The organism is Mesorhizobium sp. M8A.F.Ca.ET.165.01.1.1 (assembly GCF_004792065.1).
Classification (GTDB): domain Bacteria; phylum Pseudomonadota; class Alphaproteobacteria; order Rhizobiales; family Rhizobiaceae; genus Mesorhizobium.
Genome location: NZ_SRTH01000004.1, coordinates 441,819 through 467,303, shown reverse-complemented (window position 1 = coordinate 467,303; position 25,485 = coordinate 441,819). Strand labels below are relative to the sequence as shown.

General features: G+C 63.3%; 25 protein-coding genes, 1 pseudogene and 1 riboswitch. Of the genes and pseudogenes, 8 read left to right on the top strand and 18 right to left on the bottom strand.

Annotation, left to right across the window (positions count from 1 at the left end; genetic code table 11):
• Window positions 1–7 precede the first annotated feature (7 nt).
• A complete protein-coding gene (gene coxB, locus EN808_RS15490; protein ID WP_189524121.1) occupies window positions 8–1,024 on the bottom strand; it encodes a cytochrome c oxidase subunit II in 1,017 nt (338 codons plus the stop codon).
• Between the two features lie 259 nt (window positions 1,025–1,283).
• Here coxB and EN808_RS15485 point away from each other — a divergent pair, with 259 nt between their 5' ends.
• From EN808_RS15485 to EN808_RS15475, 3 genes are all read left to right on the top strand, one after another.
• Window positions 1,284–1,844 carry an invasion associated locus B family protein gene (locus tag EN808_RS15485; RefSeq protein WP_127281239.1) on the top strand — a complete coding sequence of 187 codons (561 nt, stop codon included), beginning with the start codon at window positions 1,284–1,286 and terminating at the stop codon, window positions 1,842–1,844.
• Window positions 1,845–2,016: 172 nt separating this feature from the next.
• Window positions 2,017–3,429, top strand: coding sequence for a metalloprotease TldD (gene tldD, locus EN808_RS15480; protein ID WP_135916283.1), 1,413 nt, complete (start codon window positions 2,017–2,019; stop codon window positions 3,427–3,429).
• Window positions 3,430–3,718: 289 nt separating this feature from the next.
• Entirely contained in the window at window positions 3,719–4,360 is a 642-nt protein-coding gene (locus EN808_RS15475; RefSeq protein ID WP_189522193.1) for a transglutaminase-like cysteine peptidase, read from the top strand.
• A gap of 142 nt (window positions 4,361–4,502) precedes the next feature.
• On the opposite strand, the gene EN808_RS15470 is transcribed toward EN808_RS15475, so the two are convergent.
• From EN808_RS15470 to EN808_RS15460, 3 genes are all read right to left on the bottom strand, one after another.
• Entirely contained in the window at window positions 4,503–6,980 is a 2,478-nt protein-coding gene (locus EN808_RS15470) for a caspase domain-containing protein (RefSeq protein ID WP_135916282.1), read from the bottom strand.
• A gap of 157 nt (window positions 6,981–7,137) precedes the next feature.
• Window positions 7,138–8,373, bottom strand: a complete 1,236-nt coding sequence (locus tag EN808_RS15465; RefSeq protein WP_127279342.1) for a class I SAM-dependent RNA methyltransferase — start codon at window positions 8,371–8,373, stop codon at window positions 7,138–7,140.
• The gene (locus EN808_RS15460) at window positions 8,370–9,134 is read right to left on the bottom strand and encodes a TlyA family RNA methyltransferase (protein ID WP_127873114.1); all 765 of its coding nucleotides are present in this window, start codon (window positions 9,132–9,134) and stop codon (window positions 8,370–8,372) included. Before EN808_RS15460 ends, EN808_RS15465 begins: the two co-directional genes overlap by 4 nt.
• Before the next feature lie 172 nt (window positions 9,135–9,306).
• Between EN808_RS15460 and EN808_RS15455 the strand changes: the two genes are divergently transcribed.
• Window positions 9,307–9,708 (top strand): GFA family protein, encoded by a 402-nt coding sequence (locus EN808_RS15455; protein ID WP_127873113.1) that lies wholly within the window; start codon window positions 9,307–9,309, stop codon window positions 9,706–9,708.
• Here the strand turns inward: EN808_RS15455 and EN808_RS15450 are convergent.
• The 6 genes from EN808_RS15450 to EN808_RS15425 form a co-directional block, all read right to left on the bottom strand.
• Window positions 9,705–9,998, bottom strand: a complete 294-nt coding sequence (locus tag EN808_RS15450) for a hypothetical protein (protein ID WP_127873112.1) — start codon at window positions 9,996–9,998, stop codon at window positions 9,705–9,707. The genes EN808_RS15455 and EN808_RS15450 overlap by 4 nt on opposite strands.
• A 148-nt stretch (window positions 9,999–10,146) precedes the next feature.
• A complete protein-coding gene (dxs, locus tag EN808_RS15445; protein WP_189522192.1) occupies window positions 10,147–12,084 on the bottom strand; it encodes a 1-deoxy-D-xylulose-5-phosphate synthase in 1,938 nt (645 codons plus the stop codon).
• A gap of 72 nt (window positions 12,085–12,156) precedes the next feature.
• Window positions 12,157–13,077 carry a pirin family protein gene (locus tag EN808_RS15440; protein ID WP_127280684.1) on the bottom strand — a complete coding sequence of 307 codons (921 nt, stop codon included), beginning with the start codon at window positions 13,075–13,077 and terminating at the stop codon, window positions 12,157–12,159.
• A 40-nt stretch (window positions 13,078–13,117) separates the two neighbouring features.
• Window positions 13,118–13,384, bottom strand: a complete 267-nt coding sequence (locus EN808_RS15435) for a DUF2277 domain-containing protein (RefSeq protein WP_027035955.1) — start codon at window positions 13,382–13,384, stop codon at window positions 13,118–13,120.
• Between the two features lie 93 nt (window positions 13,385–13,477).
• A complete protein-coding gene (locus EN808_RS15430; protein WP_127280686.1) occupies window positions 13,478–13,729 on the bottom strand; it encodes an exodeoxyribonuclease VII small subunit in 252 nt (83 codons plus the stop codon).
• A gap of 3 nt (window positions 13,730–13,732) precedes the next feature.
• Window positions 13,733–14,659 (bottom strand): histone deacetylase family protein, encoded by a 927-nt coding sequence (locus tag EN808_RS15425; RefSeq protein ID WP_135916281.1) that lies wholly within the window; start codon window positions 14,657–14,659, stop codon window positions 13,733–13,735.
• A 178-nt stretch (window positions 14,660–14,837) separates the two neighbouring features.
• A riboswitch (cobalamin riboswitch) is annotated at window positions 14,838–15,020 on the top strand.
• A gap of 99 nt (window positions 15,021–15,119) precedes the next feature.
• On the opposite strand from EN808_RS15425, the pseudogene bluB reads away from it, so the two are divergent.
• Window positions 15,120–15,698 (top strand): annotated as a pseudogene (gene bluB, locus EN808_RS36990) (5,6-dimethylbenzimidazole synthase); the annotation flags it as partial.
• A 167-nt stretch (window positions 15,699–15,865) separates the two neighbouring features.
• Here the strand turns inward: bluB and EN808_RS15415 are convergent.
• Complete coding sequence (locus tag EN808_RS15415; protein ID WP_245525077.1) at window positions 15,866–16,849, bottom strand: hypothetical protein; 984 nt, start codon at window positions 16,847–16,849, stop codon at window positions 15,866–15,868.
• A gap of 89 nt (window positions 16,850–16,938) precedes the next feature.
• A complete protein-coding gene (locus EN808_RS15410) occupies window positions 16,939–17,547 on the bottom strand; it encodes a TetR/AcrR family transcriptional regulator (protein ID WP_135881530.1) in 609 nt (202 codons plus the stop codon).
• Window positions 17,548–17,666: 119 nt separating this feature from the next.
• Here EN808_RS15410 and EN808_RS15405 point away from each other — a divergent pair, with 119 nt between their 5' ends.
• A complete protein-coding gene (locus EN808_RS15405) occupies window positions 17,667–18,887 on the top strand; it encodes an MFS transporter (RefSeq protein ID WP_135881531.1) in 1,221 nt (406 codons plus the stop codon).
• Between the two features lie 19 nt (window positions 18,888–18,906).
• On the opposite strand, the gene ribB is transcribed toward EN808_RS15405, so the two are convergent.
• On the bottom strand, window positions 18,907–20,007 hold the full coding sequence (gene ribB, locus EN808_RS15400) for a 3,4-dihydroxy-2-butanone-4-phosphate synthase (protein WP_135916279.1): 1,101 nt from the start codon (window positions 20,005–20,007) through the stop codon (window positions 18,907–18,909).
• An 83-nt stretch (window positions 20,008–20,090) separates the two neighbouring features.
• Window positions 20,091–21,206: a chorismate synthase gene (gene aroC, locus EN808_RS15395; protein ID WP_135916278.1), complete on the bottom strand. Its 1,116-nt coding sequence runs from the start codon at window positions 21,204–21,206 to the stop codon at window positions 20,091–20,093.
• 185 nt (window positions 21,207–21,391) lie between these two features.
• Here aroC and EN808_RS15390 point away from each other — a divergent pair, with 185 nt between their 5' ends.
• Window positions 21,392–21,655, top strand: coding sequence for a DUF1344 domain-containing protein (locus EN808_RS15390; RefSeq protein WP_127279983.1), 264 nt, complete (start codon window positions 21,392–21,394; stop codon window positions 21,653–21,655).
• 108 nt (window positions 21,656–21,763) lie between these two features.
• Here EN808_RS15390 and EN808_RS15385 read toward each other — a convergent pair whose 3' ends face one another.
• The 4 genes from EN808_RS15385 to EN808_RS15370 all read right to left on the bottom strand — a co-directional run bounded on the left by EN808_RS15385 (window position 21,764) and on the right by EN808_RS15370 (window position 24,821).
• Window positions 21,764–22,351, bottom strand: a complete 588-nt coding sequence (locus tag EN808_RS15385; protein WP_135916277.1) for a histidine phosphatase family protein — start codon at window positions 22,349–22,351, stop codon at window positions 21,764–21,766.
• Window positions 22,352–22,403: 52 nt separating this feature from the next.
• Window positions 22,404–23,222 carry an enoyl-ACP reductase FabI gene (gene fabI, locus EN808_RS15380; RefSeq protein WP_015318818.1) on the bottom strand — a complete coding sequence of 273 codons (819 nt, stop codon included), beginning with the start codon at window positions 23,220–23,222 and terminating at the stop codon, window positions 22,404–22,406.
• Window positions 23,223–23,326: 104 nt separating this feature from the next.
• A complete protein-coding gene (locus EN808_RS15375; RefSeq protein WP_135916276.1) occupies window positions 23,327–24,259 on the bottom strand; it encodes a J domain-containing protein in 933 nt (310 codons plus the stop codon).
• 100 nt (window positions 24,260–24,359) lie between these two features.
• Window positions 24,360–24,821, bottom strand: a complete 462-nt coding sequence (locus EN808_RS15370; RefSeq protein WP_127873103.1) for an RT0821/Lpp0805 family surface protein — start codon at window positions 24,819–24,821, stop codon at window positions 24,360–24,362.
• A 40-nt stretch (window positions 24,822–24,861) separates the two neighbouring features.
• On the opposite strand from EN808_RS15370, the gene pdxH reads away from it, so the two are divergent.
• Window positions 24,862–25,479 carry a pyridoxamine 5'-phosphate oxidase gene (gene pdxH, locus EN808_RS15365; protein ID WP_135916275.1) on the top strand — a complete coding sequence of 206 codons (618 nt, stop codon included), beginning with the start codon at window positions 24,862–24,864 and terminating at the stop codon, window positions 25,477–25,479.
• Window positions 25,480–25,485: the final 6 nt, after the last annotated feature.

Genomic DNA, 25,485 nt, shown 5'->3' with positions numbered 1-25,485 from the left:
CGCGGCATCAATTGCCGGCGGCCGCTACCTTGTTCTGGCCATCGACCTCGGCCATGAGCGTCTTGTTGGCGCCCGGCAGATCGGTCTTGGCTGCCGCCAGCCACGTCTTGAACTGCGCATCCGAGACGACACGGATGGCGATCGGCATGAAGGCATGGTCCTTGCCGCAGAGCTGCGAGCACTGGCCATAGTAGAGACCTTCCTTTTCCGCCTTGAACCAGGTCTCGTTGGTACGGCCTGGAATGGCGTCGATCTTGATGCCGAAGGACGGCATGGCGAAGGAGTGGATCACGTCGGTCGCGGTGACGAGCACGCGGGTCATGGTGTTGACCGGCACCACCAGTTCGTTGTCGACGGCGAGCAGGCGCGGATAGACCTTGCGGTCTTCCTTGCCGGCCTTGGCGCGGTCGCCGTCCTGGAGGATCGCGGAGTTGAAGGCGAGCGTGTTGTCGGTCTGGTATTCGTAGTCCCAGTTCCACTGGTTGCCGGTCGCCTTGACTGTCAGCTTGGCCTCTTCCGGCGGCGTATATTGCGCGGTCAAGAGCTGGAACGAGGGAATGGCCAGGCAAAGCAGGATGACGACCGGACCGACGGTCCAGATCACCTCGATCAGCGTGTTGTGGCTGGTCTTGGAGGGAACCGGGTTGGCGCTCGCGCGAAACCTCACGATGCAGTAGGCGAGGAGAAGGAGCACCAGGATGGTGATCGGAACGATGAACCACATCGTGTAGTTTCCGAACCACTCGATCTGCCGCATCATGTCGGTCGCCGGCGCCTGGAAGGTGGTCTCCCACTCCACGGGCTGGTCGGCTTGGGCGGATGTGCGGGCAAAAATCGTGGCGGCGGCACAAGCACTCAGAAACTTGGCACTTGCTAGAAACCTGGCGCCAGCTAGGAAATTTCTCATCGCCCTCTTCGTCTCCCAGTTCCTCGCGGCTGCGCCAACGAGAATAACGAACAATGCCGGGACGGGAATCCCGACAGTCTCAAGGTGGTTCAAACCATACTCTTTTTCCCTCCGCAAGAAAGGAGCGGTCGAAACCGTGCGGCATTTTTGCGCGCAAGCTGACATGGCTCTTCGAAGGCAATGGCGATGGTGGCGAATCGCGTATGTTCGGCGGGCTGTCCGCCCTACGCTGGCGGAGCCCGCAGAGCGTCGTAATTCAGGCGAATTTGACAGGGAAAAGCGCTGTATTGCCTGTTTCGGGACAGTCCGGCCGCGGTCTCGTCCTTTACTTGGCATTGGCGCAGCTTAAAGTGCCGTGATTCGCAATGGAGCCGTCATGAACTCTTGGCTTTCGAGACTGAGGCATACGCGACTGAGACTTTCGAGAACCCTGGCAAACGCCATGTTTCTCGCCGTCCTGTCGGCGGCCGGTCTGTTCGTCGCCGGGCAGGCCAATGCGGCCCAGCCGAGCGGCACGGTCAAGTCGACGCATGGCGCATGGTCGATCATCTGCGACACGCCGGCCGGCGCGACCTCGGAACAATGCGTGATGATGCAGAACGTCGTCGCCGAGGACCGTCCGGAGATGGGGCTTTCGGTCGTCGTGCTGCGCACCGCCGACAACAAGGCCGAGATCCTGCGCGTGCTGGCGCCGCTCGGCGTGCTGTTGCCGAACGGCCTCGGTCTCAACGTCGACGGCAAGGACATCGGCCGCGCCTATTTCGTGCGCTGCTTCCAGGACGGGTGTTATGCCGAGGTCATTCTCGAAAAGCCCCTGCTCGACACGCTGAAGACCGGCACGTCGGCAACGTTCATCGTCTTCCAGACGCCTGAGGAAGGCATCGGCATCCCGGTCGACCTCAAGGGTTTCGCCGAGGGTTTCGCCGCCCTGCCCTGATCGCGGCCTCGCGCTGAACCAGACCTGGACGCGGCTTTTGCCGACCCCGGATGCATGCCTTGCCATCGAGCGGACGATGTCATTCGTCGGCGCTGATCTTCATTGCCGATTGTGCGGGCGCGGCTTCACGCCTACATCGGGGGAAAGCAATCATCCCACGGACGGACGCGCCATGAACAGCCTGATCGGCCAATTCGACATTTCAGACGACCGCATCAAGCAGATCGTCGCCGACACCATCAAGGGCGCCGACGACGGCGAGCTTTTCCTCGAATACAGCGAGAGCGAGGCGCTGATGTTCGACAACGGCCGGCTAAAGACCGCCAATTTCAACACCGACCAGGGCTTTGGCCTGCGTGCGGTCGCCGGCGAAGCCAGCGGCTACGCTCATTCCAGCGACCTGTCCGAGGCGTCGCTGCTGCGCGCGGCCAATGCCGTGTCGACCGTCAAGGGTGGGTATTCCGGCACGCTTGCCGCGGCCCCCGCCCGCACCAACCGCCATCTCTACGGCGACGAGAACCCGATCCCCTCGCCTTCCTTCGAGGCCAAGGGGAAGCTGCTGCAGGAAATCGACGCCTGGCTGCGCGCCGAGGATCCACGCGTGCGCCAGGTGACGGCCTCGATCGCCGCATCCTGGCAGCATATCGAGATCGTGCGCGCCGACGGCCAGGTGGTGCGCGATATCAGGCCGCTGGTCCGCGTCAACGTCTCGGTCGTCGTCGGCGATGGCGACCGCCAGGAGAGCGGCTCCTATGGCATGGGCGGGCGAAAGGCGTTCGGCGACTTCCTGGTCGAGGACAGCTGGAAGCACGCCGCCAGGGAGGCGCTCAGGCAGGCGCTGGTCAACCTCGAGGCGATCCCGGCCCCGGCGGGCACTTTCGACATCGTGCTGTCCAGCGGCTGGCCGGGCGTGATGCTGCACGAAGCCGTTGGGCACGGGCTGGAAGGCGATTTCAATCGCAAGAAGACCTCGGCCTTCGCCGGCCTGATGGGGCAGCAGGTGGCCGCCAAGGGCGTCACCGTCGTCGACGACGGCACCATCGCCGAGCGGCGCGGGTCGCTCACTGTCGACGATGAAGGCACGCCTTCGGCCCGCAACGTTTTGATCGAGGACGGCAAGCTGGTCGGCTACATGCAGGACCGGCAGAACGCGCGTCTGATGGGCATGAAAGCCACCGGCAATGGCCGGCGCGAAGGCTATGCGCACCAGCCGATGCCGCGCATGACCAACACCTACATGACCTCGGGCGACATGGAGCCGGACGAGATCATCGCCTCGGTCAAGAACGGCATCTATGCCGTGTCCTTCGGCGGCGGCCAGGTCGACATCACGTCGGGCAAATTCGTGTTCGGCTGCACCGAGGCTTACATGATCGAGAACGGCAAGGTGACGCAGCCGATCAAGGGCGCGATGCTGATCGGCAACGGACCTGACGCCATGCACCGCGTCTCGATGGTCGGCAACGACATGAAGCTCGACAATGGCATCGGCATGTGCGGCAAGGCCGGCCAGGGCGTGCCGGTCGGCGTCGGCCAGCCGCATCTGAGGATGAACCAGATGACGGTCGGCGGCACCCGGGTTTGAGGCTCGGCGCCGTTCGGAAGAGATCGACGAAGCGCTGACGCGTTTCGACCTGTTCGTGGCGATAGAACTTCGACGAACAGATCGAGCGGCCGGCGACACGGATGGTGCCTGCCTTCGTCGAGCGTATTCTCTCAGCGACAGGCTGATGCCGGCGTTCCCAACCTGAATCCCGGCCGCGACCTTGAAGCGAACACAATCCACATTAAGACATTATTAGGTCTTTGACTGCTTGGGCTGCCTTTTGCGCACGAACGCAGCACCAGTTCCTCGTTGCGGTGGTGGTTTGGCAATGCGGCCTGTCCTGACTTCGTCTTTCCTGCTTGGCTTCGTTTCGTTGATTGGCGCGACAGCACTGCAAGCCAGTCCGGCGGCAGCACAGTCGACGTGGTTCAAGGCGCGATCGACGCAATCTTCTGCCGCCGCCGTGGGTGGAAGCACCGGCGTCCCCTACGGTTGGATCGACTTCTGTCATCGCCGGCCAAAAGAGTGCAAGGTGCCCGCTCTGCCGGCCGCGAATGTCAAGCTGACAGCACGGAACCTCCGCATCCTCAAGCGGATAAATCAGAAGGCGAACAGCGCCATCAAACCCGTCAGCAATTTCGATCACTGGGGCACGATGGCGGACCATTGGGATTACCCGGTTGACGGCAAGGGCGATTGCAAGATCTACGCACTCTACAAACGCAAGCTCCTTCAGGAGGCTGGATTTCCCAGACAGGCGCTGCTGATGACGGTCGTGCGCGACCTCAGCAATGAAGGCCACACCATCCTGACGGTGAAAACCGACAAAGGCGATCTCGTCCTGGACAATATGGTCGACGAAATCAGGCCCTGGAACGCGACCGGCTACTACTTTCTGAAACGTCAGTCGCAGCAGAATCCGAATGTCTGGCAGTCAGTCAACCAGCGAGGCGGCACGCCGAAAACCTGACGGATGCCGCCAAGCGCGTAATCTGAGCGGCCGGAGCGATCGCCTTTGACGGGCTGATGCGCCACACCAGAGGCCCCCTGTCTGGCAACGAGCAAGGATGTTCGCCCCGCGAACGGAAAGGGCGACTCCCGGCCGCGGCAGCCTACTGGTTGCAGGCCGGTTCGCCCTGCTTTCCGCAAGACGGCTTTTTCTTGAGCTGCTGTGGCGGCTGCTCCTGCGGGAGACGCCGCTCTTGCATCTGCTGTCTCGGCTGCGCCCGGAATTCCGGCTTCGGCTCCGATCTCTGCGGCCGGAGCACCTGCTCGTTAGGCCTTTCCTGTCTCAACTGACGCTGCGCATTCTCGTTCGGCCTGATCTTGAGGTTGCGCTGGACGTTAACCTGCGGGCCGGCGGCCCCCTGTTCGCTGTTCTGCAGCCGGCGCAACGTCCTGCCCCTGTCGTTCCTGCTGGCGGAGCCCTGATTCTCGTCGGAGAACACCGCCGGATTGTTCCTGCTGAACCGTTTCTGCACGCCCGGTCCGTTGTCGGTTGGCTCACCGTTGACGGTCGGCAGTCTGCGGAGCTTCCTGCTCCTGTCGTTTCCGCTGGCCGGGCCTTGACCTTGGTTGGAGAACAGCTCCGGATTGTTCTTCCTGAGCCGCTCCTGCACGCCAGGCCGATTTTCGGCCGGAGCACCGTTGACGGTCGGCAGCTTGCGGAACTTCTTGCCGTTCTGCCGAGCTGTGCCCTGCTCTCCGGTAACAGCTGCACCGGCATTTCCAGTCGCCTCTTGGTTGCGGCCAACGATGCCTTGCTTGCCAAGCTGCTTCCTGGACTTGTTGCTGGGCAAATTCTCGTCGTTCAGCGCCGGCCGACCGTTGATGAGCGGCAGCTTTCTACCGTTGGCTCCTGGCAGGGCGTGATCGGTTTCAAGCTTACCGGTCGACAAGGTCTTCGACAGCGGAGTCGCTGCATCAGGTTGCTGGCCCTGTATCACACGTTGGCCAGGCTTCGGCGGCAAGCCGCCCTGTTGCTGATTGGACGGGGCCTGACCGGACATGGCCACTCTCTTTTTCAGCAGCGGCGGCAGCGCGACCCTGGCCGCCAGTGCAGCCGGGCCGGCCCCAACCGTGCCTCCGGCCGTCTTCTGGCCTGTCGTGAGGCCACCCTGAGCATTGTGATTGATGGTCTCGTTTTTGATCGTCGTGTTGATGTTGTTGATGACGGTCGTGTTGTGGATGTTGTTGAAGATGATGTCGTTCGGCGGCGGCACGATGTGACGCGGCGGATTGATAAACACAGGTATCGGCACGAATACCGGTGTCGGCAGGACGAAGACGTCAACCGGCGGCGGAGGCGCTTCCAACACGACGAATTCCGGCGGCGGCGGCGGCAGGAAGATCACCGCGATCGGCGGTGGCGGCTCGAAGTCGAAATCGGGATCGTCGAAATAGAGCACCGGCCTGTCGACGTAGACGATTTCCTCCTCCGGCGGCGGCGGCAAATCATAGTCATAGACGGTGAATTCCTCCGGCGGTTCCAGCGCAGCGTCGAAATGCTCGAGCCGCCAGCGCGCGTCCCAGGCATGCGGACCATGCCGATAGCGTCGCAGATAAGACCAATAGGCTTCCGGGGTGTCCTGCAGCCAGGTCTCACGCCACGTGATCGCCTCGCGCCGCGCGGCGATGATGGCGCGCACGCGCTTGGCCATCGGATCGTGTGGATAAGTGACGAGGAAATCCTCGTAGCCGCGCATCGTGTCGCGATCGAGAGCCGCGACATAGGCGTCATGAGCATTGAAATCGCGGATCGCCCTGGTTCGATTGGACCGGGAGTCGGCCTCCGAGACCTTGGGCGCGGGCGCGTCCGCAGCGCGGTCGAAGAAGACGAAAGGCGTGACGATTTTCGAGGCGTTCCACGGCACTTCCGCACCTTGCGTCACCTCGTTGACACGCAATCGTGTGCGGTCGAACACGTCGTCAAGCGACAATCCGCCTTGGCGTATCATCTCGGCCAGCGCCTGGGCATAGGCACCGTAGGGGCCTTTGCCTTCGGGCGCGACCGTTCCGGGAGCGGCGTTGAAGGCAATCAGCATGTTCGGGTCGGGATCGACCAACGCAAGGCCGCCGGCCAGCGGCTCTTTCCACTTCGGGAAGGGATTTGGCCGCGCCGCGTCAAGCACGACGATGTTGACCTTCGTCGGCAATCCGGCCAGCGATTTGGTGACATCGGAGAGCCGCATCGCCTGAAGCGGCACGTCGGCTGGACTGGCAATCTGGGCATCGATCGGCAAGTAGTAATTCTCGCCTTCGAACTGCACGCCGTGGCCGGCGAGATAGACGAAGACAATCGCGTCGGGACCGGCGGCGGAGACCTTGCCGAGGAAATCGCGCAATGCGCCGCGCAGCGATTCCTGATCGACATCGCGCGCCCCGACCACATCGAACCCGGCCGCCTGCAAGGTCTGCGCGATCAGGCCCGCATCATTGGCGGCGGTCGCGAGCTCGCCGGCCTGATACGCGCCATTGCCGATGACGAACGCCAAGCGCTTTTCACCTTGCGCGAGGGCTCCGGTCGAGGAGCTGACCGCGAAAAAGATAAGAACGATGATGAGGCCGGTGAATTTCTGAAGGGTCTGCATGTCCGTTATCGCCATCGGTTCATATTAGTAACGGCGAATGGGCCGAAATGTTTCCCAAAGATGCGAAATTAGGAACCCGCACAAAGGCGGCTTTAGGGCACAATTTGGTCGAAAGAACAGAGGCTTCAGAAATTTCCTGCGAACCGGCGGTCGTGAACTACCGCCGCCTCTTCGGCCTTTCCAGCAAGGCGACCGCTTCGACGTGAGGAGACCACAGGAACTGGTCGATGGGCGTCACGCTTTTCAAGCTGTAGCCGCCATCGATGAGGATGCGCAGGTCGCGAGCCAGCGTCACCGGATTGCAGGACACCGCGGCAACGAACGGGACATCCGAGCGGGCGATCTGCTTCGACTGATCCTCGGCGCCGGCGCGCGGCGGATCGAAGACAAGGCCGTCGAAGGCGTTCAACTCCTTGAACGTCAGTGGCCGGCGAAACAGGTCGCGGCGTTCGCCCGTCACCCGCTTGATGCCGGTCGCGAAGCGGGAACCCCGGTCGAGCGCCGAGAGTGCGGCCGCATCGCCTTCGACCGCGTGCACCTCCGACTTCGCGGCCAGCCGCAAGGCGAAGCTGCCGCAACCGGCAAAAAGGTCGGCGACCTTTTTCGCACGCTTCAGATGTCCGCCGACGATCTCGGCCATTGTCTGTTCGGCTGCCTCGGTCGCCTGCAGGAAGGCGCCCGGCGGCACGGCGACCGCGACGCTGCCGAACATGACGACAGGCTTCCTCGGCTCGATGACGATCTCGTCGTCGATGGACAATCTGGCAAAGCCCTGCGCAATGACAAAATTGGAAGCGATACGGCGCTGGTGTTCGCCGAGCTTGCCGGGGTCGTGCGCCGCGACGTCGAGGCCCGAAGCCGTCACGGTGACCGCCATCCGGAATGATTTGGTGGTGGCACATATCAATCCGGCCAGCGCCTTCAACGGGCCGAGCGCGGCGACGATCTCCGGCAGCGAGATCGGACATTCGGATATCGAGATGATTTCCGGCGACAGATGGCGATTGAAGCCGAGCAACATGCCTGTTTCAGTGCGCCGGGCGGCAAGCACGACACGGCGGCGCGATCGCGGCGCGCAGGCGACCAGTTCGCCAATCTCGCAATCGATGCCCTTCAATGCGTGCACCACCTTTTCGCGTTTCCACCCGCGATAGGCTTCGGTCTCGAAATGCTGGAGGGCACAACCGCCGCATTCGGTGAAATGGCGGCAGGCAGGGTCGACGCGCAGCGGCGAGGCCTCCAGCACCGCCATCAGCGTGGCGCGATCCCTTTCGCGCGCGGCGGTGACGGTCTCGCCCGGCAGCGTGAAGGGAATGAACAGATCGCCGCTTTCGGTTTCGGCGATGCCGTCGCCCTGCGATCCGAGCTTTCGTATTGTGAAGCGTGCGCTCATCGGTCCTTGATCCCACCGAGCAGGAATTCGCGATTGCCGTCGCCACCTTCGATCGGCGACAGATGCAGGCCGAGCGAGCGCCAGCCGGGAACGGCATCCAGCCAATCCTGCAGCAGGCCCGCGACACGGGCGGCATCGAAGGGGTCCTTCAACAGACCGCCCTTGCCGATCGCCTCGCGACCCGCCTCGAATTGCGGTTTGACCAGAAAGACCGCGCCGGCGCCGGGCCTCGCAAGAGCAAGCGCCGGCGGCAGCGCAAGTTTCAGCGAGATGAAACTGACGTCGGAAACGATGAAATCCGGACTGTGGCCGGCAAGATCGGCGGCGGTGAGATCGCGTGCGTTCAGGCCTTCGATCACGGTTACGCGCGGATCACCGCCGACATCAGGATGCATCTGGCCGTGGCCGACATCGATGGCCGTGACATGGGACGCGCCGCGTTCGAGCAATACCTGGGTGAAACCGCCTGTCGAGGCGCCGATGTCGAGGGCCTCGCGGCCGGCGGGGTCGAGGCCGAAATGGTCTAGCCCGCCGATCAGTTTGAGCGCCGCGCGCGAAACATAGCCTTGCGCCGGATCGTCGATGACAACGAGGCATTGCGGCGAAACGTTCTGGCCGGGCTTGCGGGCAATTGCGCCGTCAACCGTCACCGTGCCACGCTCGACCGCGTCACGGGCGCGCGAACGGCTGGCAAACAGCCCACGCTGGACGAGCAGGTCGTCGAGCCGCTGGCGTGTGCTGGCTGGCAGAGGCGAATTCATCGGCCTTCTCTGGCGAAAGCCCGCGATGAAGGCAAGGACATTACACGGAACAGGGTGACGTCGTGCGTGAACGGCTGGAGCAGCGGGCCAAGCCGCGGCTTGCGCGCATCGCGTCGGGTCCGGCAAAATGGCCGTCGGGGACAGCCTCCATCGGGGAATCCGGGGAGAACGAATGCTGACGGGAACCTGCCACTGCGGCGCGACCCACTGGACCCTGGAGGGCGATCCCGGCCCGGTGACCGCCTGCAACTGCACGCTTTGCCGCCGCTATGGCGCGCTCTGGGCCTATGATTATGTCGACGAGCGCATTCGCGTTTCGGGGCCGACGGCCAGCTATAGGCGCGCCGGAAAGGACACGCCGTCGCTCGAAGTCCTGTTCTGCCCGACCTGCGCCTGTGTGCTGGCCTGGCGCGGCTTGCGCGCCAGCGATTCTGGCCGAATACGCATCGCCGTCAATGTGCGGCTGGCGCCACCCGAAGCCGTTGCCGACCTGCCGATCGACCATTTCGATGGCCTCGACTCTTTCGACGATTTGCCACGCGATGGTCGCTGCGTGCGCGATATGTGGTTTTAGAAGATGGTTCGCGGAACCTGGCGCTCGATAGCCGGAGACAGACCATCGTTCCGGTTGCCCGACGCCTGTTCACGTGGATGCTCGGTCGTAACAGCGGGCTGAGGTGCGGCGTTGGGCACGACCACAAGCTGCGGCATCTGCTTGTAGGAAAAGCCGCCGCGGATACCGCCCATCTTGCCGGCGACAATCCCTGTCGCCGCCTTTTCAAGATTGCGGTCGTAGGGCGTCTCGGCGGCAGCCGGTACCACTATCACGGCCAAGAGGGCCGTGCCGCACAGAAGCGTCTTCATTTTCGTTGTCTCCCTGCCTGGCTGCTGTCTAGCAGGGCGCCGTTGAAAAACGGCCAAGGGACACGGTAAGCGAAAGGCCAAACGGCAGCGTTAACAATGCGTTATGAAATCAAGCCGGCAAACTGAGTCAGACTGTTCAGATTTTGATTCAGGCGCGCTGGGCGCGGACCGTGTGGCCGAGGGCGGTGAAAACGGTGCGCACGATCCCGGCGGCGTCGAGTCCGGCGTCGGCATACATCTTTTCCGGCTTGGCGTGATCGGCGAACACGTCGGGCAGAACCAGCGGGCGTACCTTCAGGCCGCTCTCCAGCAATCCTTCTTGGGCAAGGAGCTGCAGCACATGGCTGGCGAAGCCGCCGATGGCGCCCTCCTCCACGGTGACCAGAACCTCGTGCGAGCGAGCCAGCCTCCGGATCAGATCCTGGTCGAGCGGCTTGGCGAAGCGGGCATCGGCAACCGTGGTGGAAAGCCCGGCCGCGCCGAGTTCCTCGGCGGCGGCAAGGCAATCCTGCAGCCTTGTGCCGAAGGACAGCAGGGCGACCTTGCTGCCTTCCCGGACGATGCGGCCTTTGCCGATGTCGAGAACCGAGCCGCGCTCCGGCATGTCGACGCCGACGCCGTTACCGCGCGGATAGCGGAAGGCTATCGGCCCGTCGTCATAGCCGGCGGCGGTGCGCACCATGTGGCGCAGTTCCGCCTCGTCGGCCGCCGCCATCACCACAAAGCCCGGCAGGCTTGCCAGGAAGGTGGTGTCGAACGCTCCACAATGGGTGGCGCCGTCGGCGCCGACGAAGCCGGCGCGATCGATGGGGAAACGCACGGGCAGTTTCTGGATCGCGACGTCATGGACGACCTGATCGTAGGCGCGCTGCAGGAAGGTCGAATAGATCGCCGCGAACGGCTTGTAGCCTTCCGATGCCAGGCCGGCGGCAAAGGTCACCGCATGCTGCTCGGCGATGCCGACATCGAAGGTCCTTGACGGGAACACCTCGCCGAACAGGTCAAGGCCGGTGCCGCTCGGCATGGCGGCGGTGACGGCAACGATGCGGTCGTCCTCGCGGCCCTCCTGGATCAGGCTTTCGGCGAACACCTTGGTGTAGGCCGGCGCGTTGGCCGGCGCCTTGGCCTGCGCGCCGGTGATGACGTCGAATTTGTTGACGCCGTGATACTTGTCCGCGGCGGCTTCCGCCGGCGCATAGCCCTTGCCCTTCTGGGTGACGACATGGATCAGCACCGGGCCCTTGCCGTTGTCGCGGACATTTTTCAGGACCGGAATCAGATGTTCCAGATTGTGACCGTCGATAGGGCCGATGTGATAGAAGCCGAGTTCCTCAAACAAAGTGCCGCCGGTGACGTAGCCGCGCGCATGCTCGACCGCCCGCGTGATGGCGCGATCGGCCCGCTTGCCGAGATAGGAGGTCAGCTTCTTGCCGAAGTCGCGCAGGCCGACATAGGTCTTGCCGGAAGCCAGTCGCGCCAGATAGGCGCTCATGGCGCCGGTCGGCGGCGCGATCGACATGTCGTTGTCGTTGAGGATGACGATGAGCCGGGCATCGAGCGCGCCGGCATTGTTCATCGCCTCATAAGCCATGCCGGCCGACATTGCGCCGTCGCCGATGACGGAAATGACATTGTTGCGGCCGCCTGAGAGGTCGCGGGCGGCGGCCATGCCCAAGCCGGCCGATATCGACGTCGAGGAATGGGCGGCGCCGAACGGGTCGTATTCGCTCTCGGCCCGGCGGGTGAAGCCCGACAAGCCGCCTTCCTGGCGCAAGGTGCGGATGCGGTCCCGGCGTCCGGTCAGGATCTTGTGCGGATAGGCCTGGTGGCCGACATCCCAGATCAGCCGGTCATCGGGTGTGTTGAAAACATAGTGCAGCGCCACTGTCAGTTCGACCACGCCCAGGCCGGCGCCAAGATGGCCGCCGGTGCGGGACACGGCATCGACCAGTTCGGCGCGCAGCTCGGATGCCAATTGCGGCAATTCGCTCTCGGCCAGCGTGCGCAGGTCGGCCGGGATGCGAATCCTGTCGAGAAGCGGCGTATGCGGCGTTGCGTTCACGGTGGGCCCAGACTTTCTGTTCATCGGCGGGATAGGCCGCCGGCCGGCGAAAGTAAATGCGTGTCGGTGACGCGGACGGCCAGCCTCTCGATCCGCTCAGCCTTCCGGCAGCGGAATGAATTCCTTCTCATCGCCAGGAACGATATCGAAGCGGCCGGTCTTCCATTCCTGCTTGGCCTGCTCGATGCGCTCCTTGGACGAGGAGACGAAATTCCACCAGATGTAGCGCTTCGAACCGAGCGAGGCGCCGCCGAACAGCATGAAATGCGCCCCGGTCAGCGATGATATGACGATCTCGTCGCCGGGGCGGAACACCAGCAGCCGTTCCGCCGGAAAGACGTCGCCCGAAATCGAGACCTCGCCTTCCAGCGTATAGATGGCGCGCTCTTCCGCATCGGCCGGGATTTTGACACTGGCACCGGGCGCCAGCCGCAAATCAGCGTAGAGCGTTTCGGAGTCCGCCCGCACCGGAGACCGCAATCCCTGGAAATCACCGATGACGACGCGCCCGCTGACGCCGTCGGCATCGATCTCGGGAAGCCGAAGCGCCGCTGTGTTCTCGAACACCGGCGCAACCTCTTCCTTGCCATCGGGCAGTGCCAGCCAAGTCTGCAAGCCGGAGATGGACATCGGCGCGCCGCGCAATTCCTGTGGCGTGCGCTCGGAATGGACGATGCCACGGCCCGCGGTCATCAGGTTCACGTCGCCGGGCTGGATCACCATTTCGGTGCCGAGCGAATCGCGATGCCGGATCTTGCCGTCGAACAGATAGGTCACGGTCGACAGGCCGATATGCGGGTGCGGACGGACATCGAGCGCCTGGCCGGCGCGCAGGATGGCCGGGCCCATGCGGTCGAAGAAGATGAACGGCCCGACCAGCCGCCTCTTGGCGGTCGGCAACGCGCGGCGCACTTCGAAGCCGCCAATATCCTTGGCGTTGGGGATGACCATCAACTCGATCTGGTCGCTGGCGAAGGCATCGCCGGCCTCAGGGTCTTTCCCCGGGAAGAAGCTCATGAACTCTCCTGGTCAGCGCTCGGTGGCTGCATCAGCCGCATCAGGCAAAGCGGATCGCGGCCTTTGCTCTTAGTTTGGCCGCCACCTCTTCGCGATTGCGCGGATGCTGGTGGGTTTCGAGGGAATCAAGCAATTCGCGTGCCGATGCCGCGATGGCTTCGACAGCATGATCGAACGCATGCTGGTTCTGTTTCGACGGCCGCGTCGTTCCACTCAGCTTGCGGACAAACTGGAGTGCCGCGTCGCGGACTTCGTCGTTGGTTGCCGGCGGATCAAAATTGAACAGGGTCTTGATGTTTCTGCACATCGTTTCCAAACCTCCTCTTGTCCGTTTCAATCGGGACGAACTGTATCCTCAATCATGATCGTGTCCAAAAATCGGTAAGACTGCGAGGGCGCCTTAGTCCGCGTCGAGCGGCTCGGTTCCAACCGGCTTGCCATCGCGCGACAGCCTGATCTTCTCGACCTTGTCCTCGGCTGCCTTCAGCAAGCGGTCGCAATGCGCCTTCAGCGCCTCGCCGCGCTCGTAGATCCGGATCGACTGGTCGAGCGGCACGTCGCCGCGCTCCAGATCATCGACGATCTTCTCCAGCGCGTCGAGTGCCTGTTCGAAGCTCATCGCCTTGACGTCTTCGTTGATCTCACCGCTCATCATTCATCCTTTCATCAGTCGCCCGACATGGGCGGCGACCGAAAATGCCAATCCTTGCAGATCGTAGCCACCCTCGAGCAGGCTGACGAGCCGGTTGCCGCCGTGGCGTGCGGCGCGCTGCATCAGTTGGCCGGTCGCCCAGTCGAAATCGTCCTCGGTCAGATTGATCTCGGCCAGCGGGTCGCGGTGGTGCGCGTCGAAGCCGGCCGAAATGATGATCAGGTCGGGGGCGAAATTGTCGAGCGATGGCAGCACGCGCGACAGGAAGGCATCGCGAAACACCTCGCTGCCGGTCTGTGGCGCCAGCGGCGCGTTGACGATGTTGCCGGCACCGGTCTCGTTCTTCGCCCCGGTGCCTGGGTACAACGGCATCTGGTGCGTCGAGCAATAGAGCACCGACGGATCGTCCCAGAAAATATCCTGCGTGCCGTTGCCGTGATGCACGTCCCAGTCGACGACGGCGACACGCTCGGCGCCGTGCCTCTTCTGCGCATAGCGGGCAGCGATCGCCGCCGTGTTGAAGAAGCAGAAGCCCATTGCCGTGGTCTTTTCGGCATGGTGGCCGGGCGGACGGGCGGCGACGAAGACATTGTCGGCCCGCCCCGCAAAGACATCGTCGACGGCGGCGTTGGCGGCGCCGATCGCCGTGATCGCGGCCTGCCAGCTCTTCGGGCTGGCGGTGGTATCGGCGTCGATGTGGGCAATGCCTTCGTCGGGGATGGCGGCGCGGACACGCGCGACGAAATCGGCGGGATGCGCGTAGAGGATCGTCGCCTCGTCGCCTTGCGGAGCCTCGACGCGGTCGAGCGCGGCAAAAGCTTCGTCGTCGAGCACGCGCTCGATGGCGCGCAGGCGGTCGGGCCGCTCGGGGTGGCCCGGCGGGGTGACGTGTTCGAGAAAGATGGGGTGCGTGTAGAGACGGGTAGCCATCTCCCCTATCTAGTGCCCCGACGCCGTAATGGCCATGCGTGGCGGCTTGATCGCTGGGGAAAATCACGCCTGCGTCCATTGGCGTCGCTGCGGGGATTGGCGCCGCCGGGGCTTCGGCGTAAGGTTGCCGCCACTGCCTGGTGCCTGCCGGTCTGTTTGTTTTAGCCGCATTCTGCGACGCCAAATGATTTCACTTGGCTGCAAATGCTCCGGCGGGAGAATCGGGAACACGGTTAAATTCCGTGGCGTGCCCAACGCTGTAAGGGGGACCGCGCCGGTAAATGCCACTGTCGATGACGGGAAGGCACCGGACGCGGGTTGATCCCGAGCCAGAAGACCGGCCTGGCAGGCATCGTCATCCGCATGGTCAGGCGGATGACATCAGAGCGATGTGGGTCCTCTTGGACGCGCAAAGTTCGCTCTGAGAATTTGAACTGCTGCAATCGCAAGGGGACAAGCGATGCCGGAAGCCATGACCGCTCCAATGGGCGATGGATTTGATCAGATAGCGCGTGACGCGGTTTATCGCGCCATGTTCACGCGGCGCGACGTCCGCAGCCATTTTACATCGGAGGCGATCGACGATGCAGTGCTGGCGCGGCTGCTGCTTGCCGCCCACCACGCGCCATCGGTCGGCTTCATGCAACCCTGGAACTTCATCGTCATCCGCGATGCCAAGCGACGGGCGGAGGTGCGCGACCTGTTCCTTGCCGCGCGTGAGCAGGAACTGCCGGCAATCGAGGCAGACCGGCAGGCGCTCTACCGCAAGCTCAAGCTTGAAGGCATTTGCGAAAGCGCATTCAACATCTGTATCACCTGCGACCGCGAGCGCTCGAAAGGCTCGCCGCTGGGGCGCTGGCACAACCCGGAAATGGACCTCTACAGCACGGTCTGCGCGGTGCAGAATTTCTGGCTGGCGGCACGCACCGAGGGTGTTGGCGTCGGCTGGGTCAGCATCATCGAGGCGCAAGCGCTGAAAAGCCTGCTGTCTGTCCCCGACCACGTGACGCCGGTCGCCTATCTCTGCGTCGGTCGTGTCTCGGAGTTCGCGCCGAAACCCGACCTCGAAACACATGGCTGGGGCCGACGCCTGCCGCTGCCCGACCTGATCATGAGCGAGACGTTTTGCGGCCAGGGTGAGGCACCGCTCAAATCGGCGGTGGCGCGCCTCGACACCGTCGCAGGTGCGCCCGCCAGCCCCGCCGATCAGCGCGTCGCGCCGGCCGTGCCCCAGCGCGAGCCGCCGAAGGTGGACAGCGCCTTGTCCTTGAGTTCCCGGAACTTCGATGAGGCTTCGGCCAGCCTGGCGTCCCAGGCCGGATCAGGCACCTGGCCCTCGATGGTCCTGAAATAGACCTGCATCAGGCAGGCAATGGCGAATGGCTCGATGAAGGCCGCCTTGAAAGCCCAGGCAAAGACGATGGCGAGCACGAAAGCCCAGCCGGCGAGTTGCCCGGGCATGACATAAAGAATGGCGGCTGCCGGAGCCAGCATCAGCAGGAAAATCACGAAAGACACGCCCCACATGATGACCGCCAGCCAGACGGCGTTCTTGACCATGGTCTTGCCGTTCTGGGCGTAGAGCACCACGCCTTGGCGCGCCGTCTCGAACGGCGAGGACGAATTGATGCGGATGTTGTAGCCGAGAATGATCTCGTCGACATAGGTCAGCGATAGCCGGATCACCGTGTTGAGGAACGAGACCAGGCCGCTCAGGCCTGGGATGGGCAGGAAGGCCGCGATGCCACCCAGCAGGCCGGTGATGGCGCGGATGGCGCCCTTGACCAACTGGTCGACGACGAAAAGGATGTTCGCCTCGGCAAAGCGCTCGGTCACAACCTCTTTCGCGTAGGCGATCTGGTTCTGGCCGTCGGGAACGTCATGCCCGTCGATGAGATGCACCATGACGGCGATATGGCCGGCCTTGACGACGTAGAGGATGTATTCGCGCAGCCAGTAGACAGCGATCGAGACGACGCCGAAACCGACCACACCGCCCCAAAGGGCAAAGGACAACGGTCCGTCCGGATCGGTGGAGATATGGCCGACGCCGTAGCCGACCGAGGCACCGGTGCCGGTGGCCATGATGTAGGCCAGCGTGATGCCGAAATAGACGATCATGCGAAAGACAATGAAAGGCCAGGTCCGCATCATGATGGACACCGACCTGCCGATATCGAAATCCCACATGCCCGATTCTCCCCTCAGAGATGGCTGGGGAGGATGCGCCCAAACCGGCTATTGTCAATTGCAGGCGGTGGCGGAAGCGCCGCGGCGGCTCAGTTTGACCGCGCTTCCGGTTTCTCGAGCAGGCCTTCGAGCAGTTGCTTGAATGCGGCCACCACCTTCCTCGACGTCGCTTCGGGATCGTTCGAGTTGGCGATCCGCTGTGCGGCCTGACTGCTCGCACCGTTGATCAATCGCGCCGCCGTTTCGGGATCGACGCCCGGCACCACCATCCCCTCCTGTTGCAGCGCCGTCAGATGATCGGTCATTGAACCGACGCAGGCATTGGCATTCGACCATTGCGCCGGGTCTCCCAGCACGGCCGGACCGTCCCGGAACATGATGCGCTGGATTTCCGGCTCCAGCGCCATTTCGATGTAGGTCGTGCATTCGTCGACGAAATGCTGCCAGCGGGTCGGCGCCCTCGCCGCGACCTCATTAACCCGTGCAGCCATTTCCGCGTCGATTTCGGCGATAACCGCCTGCAGCAGTCCCTTCTTGTCGCCGAAATGATGATAGAGGGCGCCGCGCGTCAGCCCGGCCGATGCGGTGAAATCGTCCATCGACGCTTCGGCGTAGCCAATGGTGCCGAAAGCCTGGCGGGCCGCCGTGATCAGCTTGGCTCGCGTCTCGGCAATCATCTCCTTGCGGGGTCTGTGCATGGTTCTGGACCTATCCACATACGTCTCGTATGCCAATTGACATACGCTACGTATGAACTATCTGACATTCATACGCATCGTATGTAATTGTCGCATCATCCTTTGTCGAGGAACCAGCCATGCAAAACCCCTATTCGGAAATCTTTCGAGCCCCCGGAACCAAAGGCTTTGCGGCCGCCGGCTTCCTGGCGCGCCTGCCGATCGCCATGGCACCGATCGGCATCGTCGCGATGCTGTCTCAAACGCGTGGCGAATACTGGCTGGCCGGCGCGGTCTCGGCGACTTTCGCGCTGGGCAACGCTTTCGTGGCGCCGCAAATATCAAGGCTGGTGGACCGTCTGGGCCAGACACGCATCGTGGTCCCCACCACCATCATCACCGTGATTGCCTTCGCGGTTCTCATCGCGGCAGCCAATCAGGATTGGCCGGTCTGGACGCTGTTCGTCTCGACACTGGCGGCCGCAGCCATGCCCAGCATGCCGGCAATGGTGCGCGCCCGCTGGACCGAGATTTTCCGAGGACGGCCGCAGATGAACACCGCTTTCGCCTTCGAATCGGCGGCGGACGAGCTGGTCTATATCGCCGGCGCGTCGCTGTCGGTGGGGCTCAGTGCGGGTCTCTTTCCCGAAGCCGGCGTGCTGGTCAGCACCGTGCTCCTCGCCATCGGTTCGACGGCCTTCATCCTGCAGCGCTCGACCGAACCGCAGGTGCGGCCGGTGGACCGTGCCACGAGCGGCTCGGCAATAAGGCTGCGGCCGGTGCAGATCATCACCCTTGCCCTGATTTTCATCGGCGCGACCTTCGCGACGACGGAGGTGAGCACCGTGGCCATCACTGGGGAATTCGGCCAGCCGGGCGCCGCCAGCCTTGTCATCGGCGTCTATGCGCTAGGATCGTTCGTGCTCGGCATCATCGTCGGCGCCCTCAACCTGCAAGCACCGCTGCAACGCCAGTTGGCAATCGCGGTCGCCCTGGTCGCGCTTGGCACGCTTTTGCCGCTCACCGCCGGTACGGTGCCGCTGCTGGCGCTGACCGTGTTCATCAGCGGCGTGGCGATCTCGCCGACCTTCATCACCGCCTTCGGCCTGATCGAACGGCATGTGCCGGAAGCGATGCTGACCGAAGGCATCACCTGGGTGATGACCGGCATCGGCATCGGTATGGCGCTCGGTTCCTTCGCCGCCGGCGCGGTGGTGGATGCGTTCGGCGCCCAGAACGGGTTCTGGGTTTCGGTTGCATCAGGCGTTATCGCATTGGTTACGGTGCTGCTCGGCCAGCGCAGCCTCGCCACCCACGAATGCGAGTTGGAAGGATGCGAGGCGGCAATCCCTGCCGAATGACCGCCAGGGTTTGTTGAGCTCAGATAATCTCGGTCCTGGCGATATGAATGCCAAAGCCTTCGAGGCCGACATAGTGGCGCTCGCGTGAGGCGATCAGGTTGATCGAGGAAATGCCGAGATCCTTCAGGATCTGGGCGCCAAGCCCGATCTCGCGCCATTCGCTCTCGCGCCGGCGCGCCTCTTCATGGTCCTCGCGGTCGCCCGACACCGGCCGATTGCGCTCCTGGTGGGCGACGCCGACCGAGCCCTCTCTGAGATAGACGATGACGCCGCGCTTGCGCTCGCCCATCGCCTTCATGATGGCGTCCAGCCGGTGGCTGGTGCCGAACACATCGGTCACCACATCCTCCGAATGCAGCCGCACCGGGACGTCCTCGCCGTCGCGGATGTCGCCGAAGACGATGGCGACGTGATGCATCGTGTCCCAGGGCAGCGTGTAGGTGAAGACCTGCGCCTTGCCGCCCAGCGTTTCGATGTCGGAGCAGGCGACGCGCTCGACCAGCGTTTCCTTGCGTTGCCGGTAAGCGATCAGATCGGCGACCGAAACCTGCTTCAGGCCGTGTTGCTCCGCGAAAGCCTGTACCTGCGGGCCGCGCTTGACGGTGCCGTCATCATTGACCAGTTCGGAAATGACACCGATTGGCGGCAGGCCAGCGAGCTTGCACAAATCCACGGCCGCCTCGGTATGGCCCGAGCGCATCAAGACGCCGCCTTCACGCGCGATGAGCGGGAAGATGTGGCCGGGGCGGACGAAATCCGAAGCGCCGACATTGCCGTTGGCAAGATTGCGCACGGTCAGCGTGCGGTCGTCGGCTGAAATGCCTGTCGTCGTGCCGTGCTTGAAGTCGACGCTGACGGTGAAGGCGGTGGTGTGGGCCGAATCATTGTCGGCGACCATCGGCGCGAGGTTCAGCCGCTTGGCTTCTTCGCGCGGCATCGGCGTGCAGACGATGCCCGACGTGTTGCGCACGATGAAGGCCATCTTCTCCGGCGTGCAGTGGACGGCGGCGACGATCAGGTCGCCCTCGTTCTCACGCCCATCATCGTCCATGACGACGACGATCTCGCCGCGTTCGAAAGCCCGGATGGCTTCGACGATCTTCTTCTGGTCGTAAGGCATGGAAATGCTCGCTTCGCTCGGAGGAAATAGGCAGTAGGGAAAGGAAACTTTGGCTCTTTCGGGCGGGCAGACTGGCCTAATGCCTAATCCCTACTGCCTATTCCCTTTCCTGTCTGTCCTCGGTGCCGCAGATAGTGGTCGGCGATGGCGCAGGCAACCATGGCCTCGCCGATCGGCACGGCTCGGATGCCGACGCAGGGGTCGTGGCGACCCTTGGTCATCACCTCCACGTCGTTGCCGTCCTTGTCGATGGATTTGCGCGGCGTCAGGATCGACGAGGTCGGCTTGACGGCAAAGCGCGCGACGATCGCCTGCCCGGTGGAGATGCCGCCGAGGATGCCGCCGGCATTGTTGGAGAGGAAGACCGGCTTGCCGTCATTGCCCATGCGCATCTCGTCCGCATTCTGTTCCCCAGTGATACGCGAGGCCTCGAAACCATTGCCGATCTCGACGCCCTTGACGGCGTTGATCGACATCAGGCCGGAGGCGATATCCTGGTCGAGCTTGGCGTAGATCGGCGCGCCGAGGCCGGCAGGCACACCGTCAGCGACGATCTCGATCACCGCGCCGACCGAAGAGCCGGCCTTGCGGATGCCGTCGAGGTACTGCGTGAAGACAGGCACGGAAGCCGGATCCGGGGTGAAGAACGGGTTCTCCGCATCGCCGATGAAATTCCAGTTCCAGTTGGCACGATCGATCGCCTTTTCGCCCATCGACACCAACGCGCCGCGCACCACCATGCCCGGCACCACCTTGCGGGCGAGCGCGCCGGCGGCGACCCTGGCCGCCGTCTCGCGCGCCGAGGAGCGGCCGCCGCCGCGATAGTCGCGTATGCCGTATTTGACGTCGTAGGTGTAGTCGGCATGGCCCGGTCGGAACTGGCGGGCGATCTCGCCATAGTCCTTCGAGCGCTGGTCGACATTCTCGATCAGCATCGACACCGGCGTGCCGGTGGTGATCATCGTCGCGCCGTCCTCGTCGAGGACAAAGCCCGAGAGGATCTTCACCTCGTCCGGTTCGCGGCGCTGGGTGACGAAGCGCGACTGGCCCGGGCGGCGCTTGTCCAGTTCGGCCTGGATTTCATCGCGCGTGAAACGGATGCCCGGCGGACAGCCATCGATCACACAGCCGAGCGCCGCGCCATGGCTCTCGCCCCAGGTGGTGACGCGGAAAAGATGGCCAAACGTGTTGTGAGACATGGAAAAGCGCCCTGCCCGGCATCAAAACCGGCTGAAGCCTGCCTTCTATTGGCGTTTTCCACAGTGGTCAAACTGTCATCCCCGCCGTTTAAGTTTTGACACATTCGGCTGGTTTCTGCTTTCTTCCATCCGCCGTTGAGGACCCGCCGCCACCCAGGCCGGCGCAATGACCAAAGAGGACGATAATGCGTACCCTGATTGGCGCTGTTGCCGCCACGCTGTTGCTTTCCACCGCCGCCTTTGCCGGCCAGACCGAAGGCCTGATCAAGAAGGTCGACAAGGATGCGCTGACCCTGACGCTGGACGACGGCAAATCCTACAAGCTGAACGCCGAAACCGATCTCGACGCGCTGAAGCCGGGCATGGACATCGTCATCGCTTACGATGTTACCGATGGCGAAAACGTCGTCACCGACATGCAGTTGCCGGGAGACGGCGACACGAACTAAAGCGCGTCGCGACGCGCTTTAGGTCTTTGTTTTTATGCATGTCGTCTTCCCCAAAACCGAGGTCACTTTTGGGCGACATGCATTAGCAATAGGCCGTCATCAGGCGCCCTAAAGCCACTCCAGGCTCCTGCCTTCAAGTTTGAGCACGCGATCCTGCGGTATCTCCAGGTTCGCGGCTTCGTCCTCGGGCATATCAAGCACGAAGCGAAACAGGGTGCGCATGACGCCGCCATGCGTGACACAAATCGTCTCGCGGTCGATCTCGTCGAACCATGGCTTCACCCGCTCGAGCAGCATCTGGTAGCTCTCGGCACCTTCGCCCGGCGGCTGAAAATTCCATTTGTCGCGAGCACGGGTCCTGCTTGCCCCGGTAGACCGCGTCTCGAGCTCGGCAAAGGTAAAACTCTGCCAATCGCCGAAATTGACTTCAATGAGCCTGATATCGGTTCGGTAGGCGAGCGGATCGAGCTTCATGGCGGCGCGGATGCGTTCCATCGTCTCGCGCGTGCGTCTCATCGGACTGGCGACGAAGTCGAATTCCTGTGGAACGCCGACGAGTTCGGCCAGCCGATGCCCGTTTCCGGTCGCCTGCTCGCGGCCGAGAGCATTGAGATCGGTGTCGGCCTGGCCCTGAAGCCGGAACTCGGCGTTCCACGCGGTCTGGCCGTGGCGCACGATATAAACCAGCGGATACATCAGCTCTTCCGGAGATCGGGCCAGGGCCTGGACGCAGGACAGGCGGAGAGAACTAATCCTTGACCGTCGAAATATCCGGCGCGTCGACCGCCTTCATGCCGACGACGTGATAGCCGGAATCGACATGGTGCACCTCGCCGGTGACGCCACGCGACAGGTCGGACAGGAAATAGACCCCGGAATCGCCGACTTCTTCCTGCGTGACCGTCTGTTTCAGTGGCGAATTGTATTCGTTCCACTTCAGGATGTAGCGGAAATCGCCGATGCCGGAGGCGGCAAGCGTCTTGATCGGGCCGGCGGAAATCGCGTTGACGCGGATCTTCTTGGCGCCAAGATCAACCGCGAGGTAACGCACGCTGGCCTCGAGTGCCGCCTTGGCGACGCCCATGACGTTATAGTGCGGCATCACCTTCTCGGCGCCGTAATAGGTCAGCGTCAGCAGCGAACCGCCCTCGGTCATCAGCGCTTCGGCGCGCTTGGCGATGGTGGTGAAGGAATAGACCGAAATGTCCATGGTGCGCAGGAAATTGTCCCGCGTCGTCTCGACATAGCGGCCGGTCAGCTCGTCCTTGTCGGAAAAAGCGATGGCGTGGACGAGGAAATCGAGCTTGCCCCAATGCTTGGCGACGTTGGCGAAAACCTCGTCCAAACTCGCGGGGTCGGTGACGTCGCAATGGCCGGCGACAAAGGCGCCCAGCTCCGCCGCCAGCGGTTCGACTCGTTTCTTGAAGGCTTCGCCCTGATAGGTCAGTGCGATCTCTGCGCCGTGATCGACGCAGGCCTTGGCAATGCCATAGGCGATCGACCTGTTGTTGGCGACGCCAAGAATAAGGCCGCGCTTGCCGGCCATTAGGCCCTGTCCACCCGCCATGTCAGCGCTCTCCGCAAGGTTTCTGCTTTGTGGAGTGCCTATCGCACAGGCACACAGCCCCTTCAAGCGTTCAAACCGGACAGTTCGGGGGACAAAGCTCTCGATCAGCCTTTTTGGCCACGCAACAGCGATTCGAGCGCGCTGTCGCCGCCTTCCGGCAGCATGATGCGCACATGCGCGTAGAGATCGCCATGGCCGCCGGCTTTCTCGGGCAGGCCCCTGCCCTTGAGCCGCAGGACCTTGTCCGAGCTCGACCAGGCGGGAACATTGACCGCGAGTCTGCCGGTCGGCGTCTCGACCGGCACCTTGGCGCCCAGCACCGCATCCGCCAGCGTCACCGGCAGATCGGCGTGCAGGTCGCGGCCCTCGATGCGGTAGCGCGGATGGCGACGGATGTGAATCTTGACCAGTGCGTCGCCGGGCTGGCCCGGCCCCTGCTCACCCTGGCCTTTCAAACGGATGGTTTGGCCATCCTCGACATAGGCCGGCAGCTTGACCGCCACCTTGCGGCCGTCCGGGAACATCGCCGTCACCTTTTCGGCGTTCGCGGCTTCCTCGATGGTAATGTCGAGCGTGACGTTCAAATCGGCCGATGTCGCCGGCTGGCGGCGGTCGCCTGCGCCTGGCCCGCGCGCGCCTGAAAAGGCATCGCCGAAAATCTGGCTGAAGATGTCGCTGTTGCCGTCGAACGGATCGCCACCTGGACGGCCCGAGCGGAACTCGAATCGCGAGCCGCCGGCGCCCTGTTGCTGGCGGCGAAACCCGGCAAAGGGGTCGCCGCCACCGGCCGCGCCTTCAAAACCCTGGAAACGCGGCTTGCCGTCGGCGTCGATCTCGCCACGATCGAAAGCGGCACGGTTCTTCTCGTCGCCGATGACCTCATAGGCCTGATTGGCCGCGGCAAAACGGTCCTTCGCCTTGGGATCATTCGGATTCTGGTCCGGATGATGCTTCTTGGCGAGTTTCCGGTACGCCGATTTTATGTCCTTGGCCGATGCGTTCTTTGCAACGCCCAGGACCTCATAGGGGTCGCGCATGCTTCCTGCCCTGGAAATGAGTTGAGTCCATACTTGCCTCCTATATGCGCTCGCATAGGAAGAAATTCCAGTAGCGGTGCGTCATATCAAAGCTGGAAAATCAGAGCGCCTTGAAGCCCTGCATGCGCCAGCCGCCGGCACTGGCAAGACACAGTTCGCCCTCGAACATGGCAACGCCGTCAAAGCTCTCGCGCGAAGCCTTGAAGCGGCGGCACGTCTGGCCGCTGTCCTTCAATTCCGCCAGTTCCGTGATGGAGCCGCGCGAGCCGGTGCCGGCATTGGCCCAGGGCACGGCCTGGCCACCGAGTTGCTCGATGTCGGCGGACGATACCGCGTTGCCGATCGTCGTCTGGTCGGAGTCGCGATCCGAATCGGCCGGCTTGGCCGAAGCCGATGTGCTTGAGGTCAGGATCGAGCGGTCGACTTCGGCTTTCTCAAGGCTGAAGCCTCCCGCGCCGCAGCCAGCAAGCGGCAGGGCGATTGACACGATCGCAACTTTCGCGCTGGCCGAAGCGATAACGCCCCATTGCCTGCTGTCAAAAGCTTGCGCGATACGCGACAATCGGCAACCTCCCTGATTTCGTGACAATTTGAGAAAAACTATGAGTGATGCAGAGTTAACAAGCGGTGACTTTACCCAGGCCGCCGAGCCGTTTCGCCTTTTTGCCGCATGGCTGGACGACGCCACCAAGAGCGAAATCAACGACGCCAACGGCGTGGCGCTGGCGACCGTCGATGCCGAGGGCATGCCGGACGTACGGATGGTGCTGCTCAAGGGGTTCGATGAAAGCGGCTTCGTGTTCTACACGAATTTCGAGAGCGCCAAGGGCCATGAGATTCTAGGCAGCATGAAGGCGGCGATGTGTTTCCATTGGAAATCGCTGCGCCGGCAAGTGCGCGTGCGCGGTCCAGTCGAGATCGTCAACAATGCCGAGGCCGACGCCTATTATGCGACGCGCCCGCGCGGCAGCCGCATCGGCGCCTGGGCCTCGAAGCAATCGCGACCGCTGGAAAGCCGCTTCGCGCTGGAAAAGGCGGTCGCCGAATACACGGCGCGTTATGCCATCGGCGATATCCCGCGACCGAAACATTGGTCGGGCTTCCGCATCGTACCGAAGACCATCGAATTCTGGCACGACAGGCCGTTCCGGCTGCATGACCGAGTGGTCTTCTCGCGCGACGCCGATGGTGGCTGGAGCAAGACGAGGCTGTATCCCTGAAAGGGT

What these genes read in the sequence shown, in the direction of transcription:
- EN808_RS15485 (WP_127281239.1), top strand. Translation starts at nt 1,284, where the DNA reads ATGAACTCTTGGCTTTCGAGACTGAGGCATACGCGACTGAGACTTTCG.
- tldD (WP_135916283.1), top strand. Translation starts at nt 2,017, where the DNA reads ATGAACAGCCTGATCGGCCAATTCGACATTTCAGACGACCGCATCAAG.
- EN808_RS15475 (WP_189522193.1), top strand. Translation starts at nt 3,719, where the DNA reads ATGCGGCCTGTCCTGACTTCGTCTTTCCTGCTTGGCTTCGTTTCGTTG.
- EN808_RS15470 (WP_135916282.1), bottom strand. Translation starts at nt 6,980, where the DNA reads ATGCAGACCCTTCAGAAATTCACCGGCCTCATCATCGTTCTTATCTTT.
- EN808_RS15465 (WP_127279342.1), bottom strand. Translation starts at nt 8,373, where the DNA reads ATGAGCGCACGCTTCACAATACGAAAGCTCGGATCGCAGGGCGACGGC.
- EN808_RS15460 (WP_127873114.1), bottom strand. Translation starts at nt 9,134, where the DNA reads ATGAATTCGCCTCTGCCAGCCAGCACACGCCAGCGGCTCGACGACCTG.
- EN808_RS15455 (WP_127873113.1), top strand. Translation starts at nt 9,307, where the DNA reads ATGCTGACGGGAACCTGCCACTGCGGCGCGACCCACTGGACCCTGGAG.
- EN808_RS15450 (WP_127873112.1), bottom strand. Translation starts at nt 9,998, where the DNA reads ATGAAGACGCTTCTGTGCGGCACGGCCCTCTTGGCCGTGATAGTGGTA.
- dxs (WP_189522192.1), bottom strand. Translation starts at nt 12,084, where the DNA reads ATGAACAGAAAGTCTGGGCCCACCGTGAACGCAACGCCGCATACGCCG.
- EN808_RS15440 (WP_127280684.1), bottom strand. Translation starts at nt 13,077, where the DNA reads ATGAGCTTCTTCCCGGGGAAAGACCCTGAGGCCGGCGATGCCTTCGCC.
- EN808_RS15435 (WP_027035955.1), bottom strand. Translation starts at nt 13,384, where the DNA reads ATGTGCAGAAACATCAAGACCCTGTTCAATTTTGATCCGCCGGCAACC.
- EN808_RS15430 (WP_127280686.1), bottom strand. Translation starts at nt 13,729, where the DNA reads ATGAGCGGTGAGATCAACGAAGACGTCAAGGCGATGAGCTTCGAACAG.
- EN808_RS15425 (WP_135916281.1), bottom strand. Translation starts at nt 14,659, where the DNA reads ATGGCTACCCGTCTCTACACGCACCCCATCTTTCTCGAACACGTCACC.
- EN808_RS15415 (WP_245525077.1), bottom strand. Translation starts at nt 16,849, where the DNA reads ATGTGGGATTTCGATATCGGCAGGTCGGTGTCCATCATGATGCGGACC.
- EN808_RS15410 (WP_135881530.1), bottom strand. Translation starts at nt 17,547, where the DNA reads ATGCACAGACCCCGCAAGGAGATGATTGCCGAGACGCGAGCCAAGCTG.
- EN808_RS15405 (WP_135881531.1), top strand. Translation starts at nt 17,667, where the DNA reads ATGCAAAACCCCTATTCGGAAATCTTTCGAGCCCCCGGAACCAAAGGC.
- ribB (WP_135916279.1), bottom strand. Translation starts at nt 20,007, where the DNA reads ATGCCTTACGACCAGAAGAAGATCGTCGAAGCCATCCGGGCTTTCGAA.
- aroC (WP_135916278.1), bottom strand. Translation starts at nt 21,206, where the DNA reads ATGTCTCACAACACGTTTGGCCATCTTTTCCGCGTCACCACCTGGGGC.
- EN808_RS15390 (WP_127279983.1), top strand. Translation starts at nt 21,392, where the DNA reads ATGCGTACCCTGATTGGCGCTGTTGCCGCCACGCTGTTGCTTTCCACC.
- EN808_RS15385 (WP_135916277.1), bottom strand. Translation starts at nt 22,351, where the DNA reads ATGTATCCGCTGGTTTATATCGTGCGCCACGGCCAGACCGCGTGGAAC.
- fabI (WP_015318818.1), bottom strand. Translation starts at nt 23,222, where the DNA reads ATGGCGGGTGGACAGGGCCTAATGGCCGGCAAGCGCGGCCTTATTCTT.
- EN808_RS15375 (WP_135916276.1), bottom strand. Translation starts at nt 24,259, where the DNA reads ATGCGCGACCCCTATGAGGTCCTGGGCGTTGCAAAGAACGCATCGGCC.
- pdxH (WP_135916275.1), top strand. Translation starts at nt 24,862, where the DNA reads ATGAGTGATGCAGAGTTAACAAGCGGTGACTTTACCCAGGCCGCCGAG.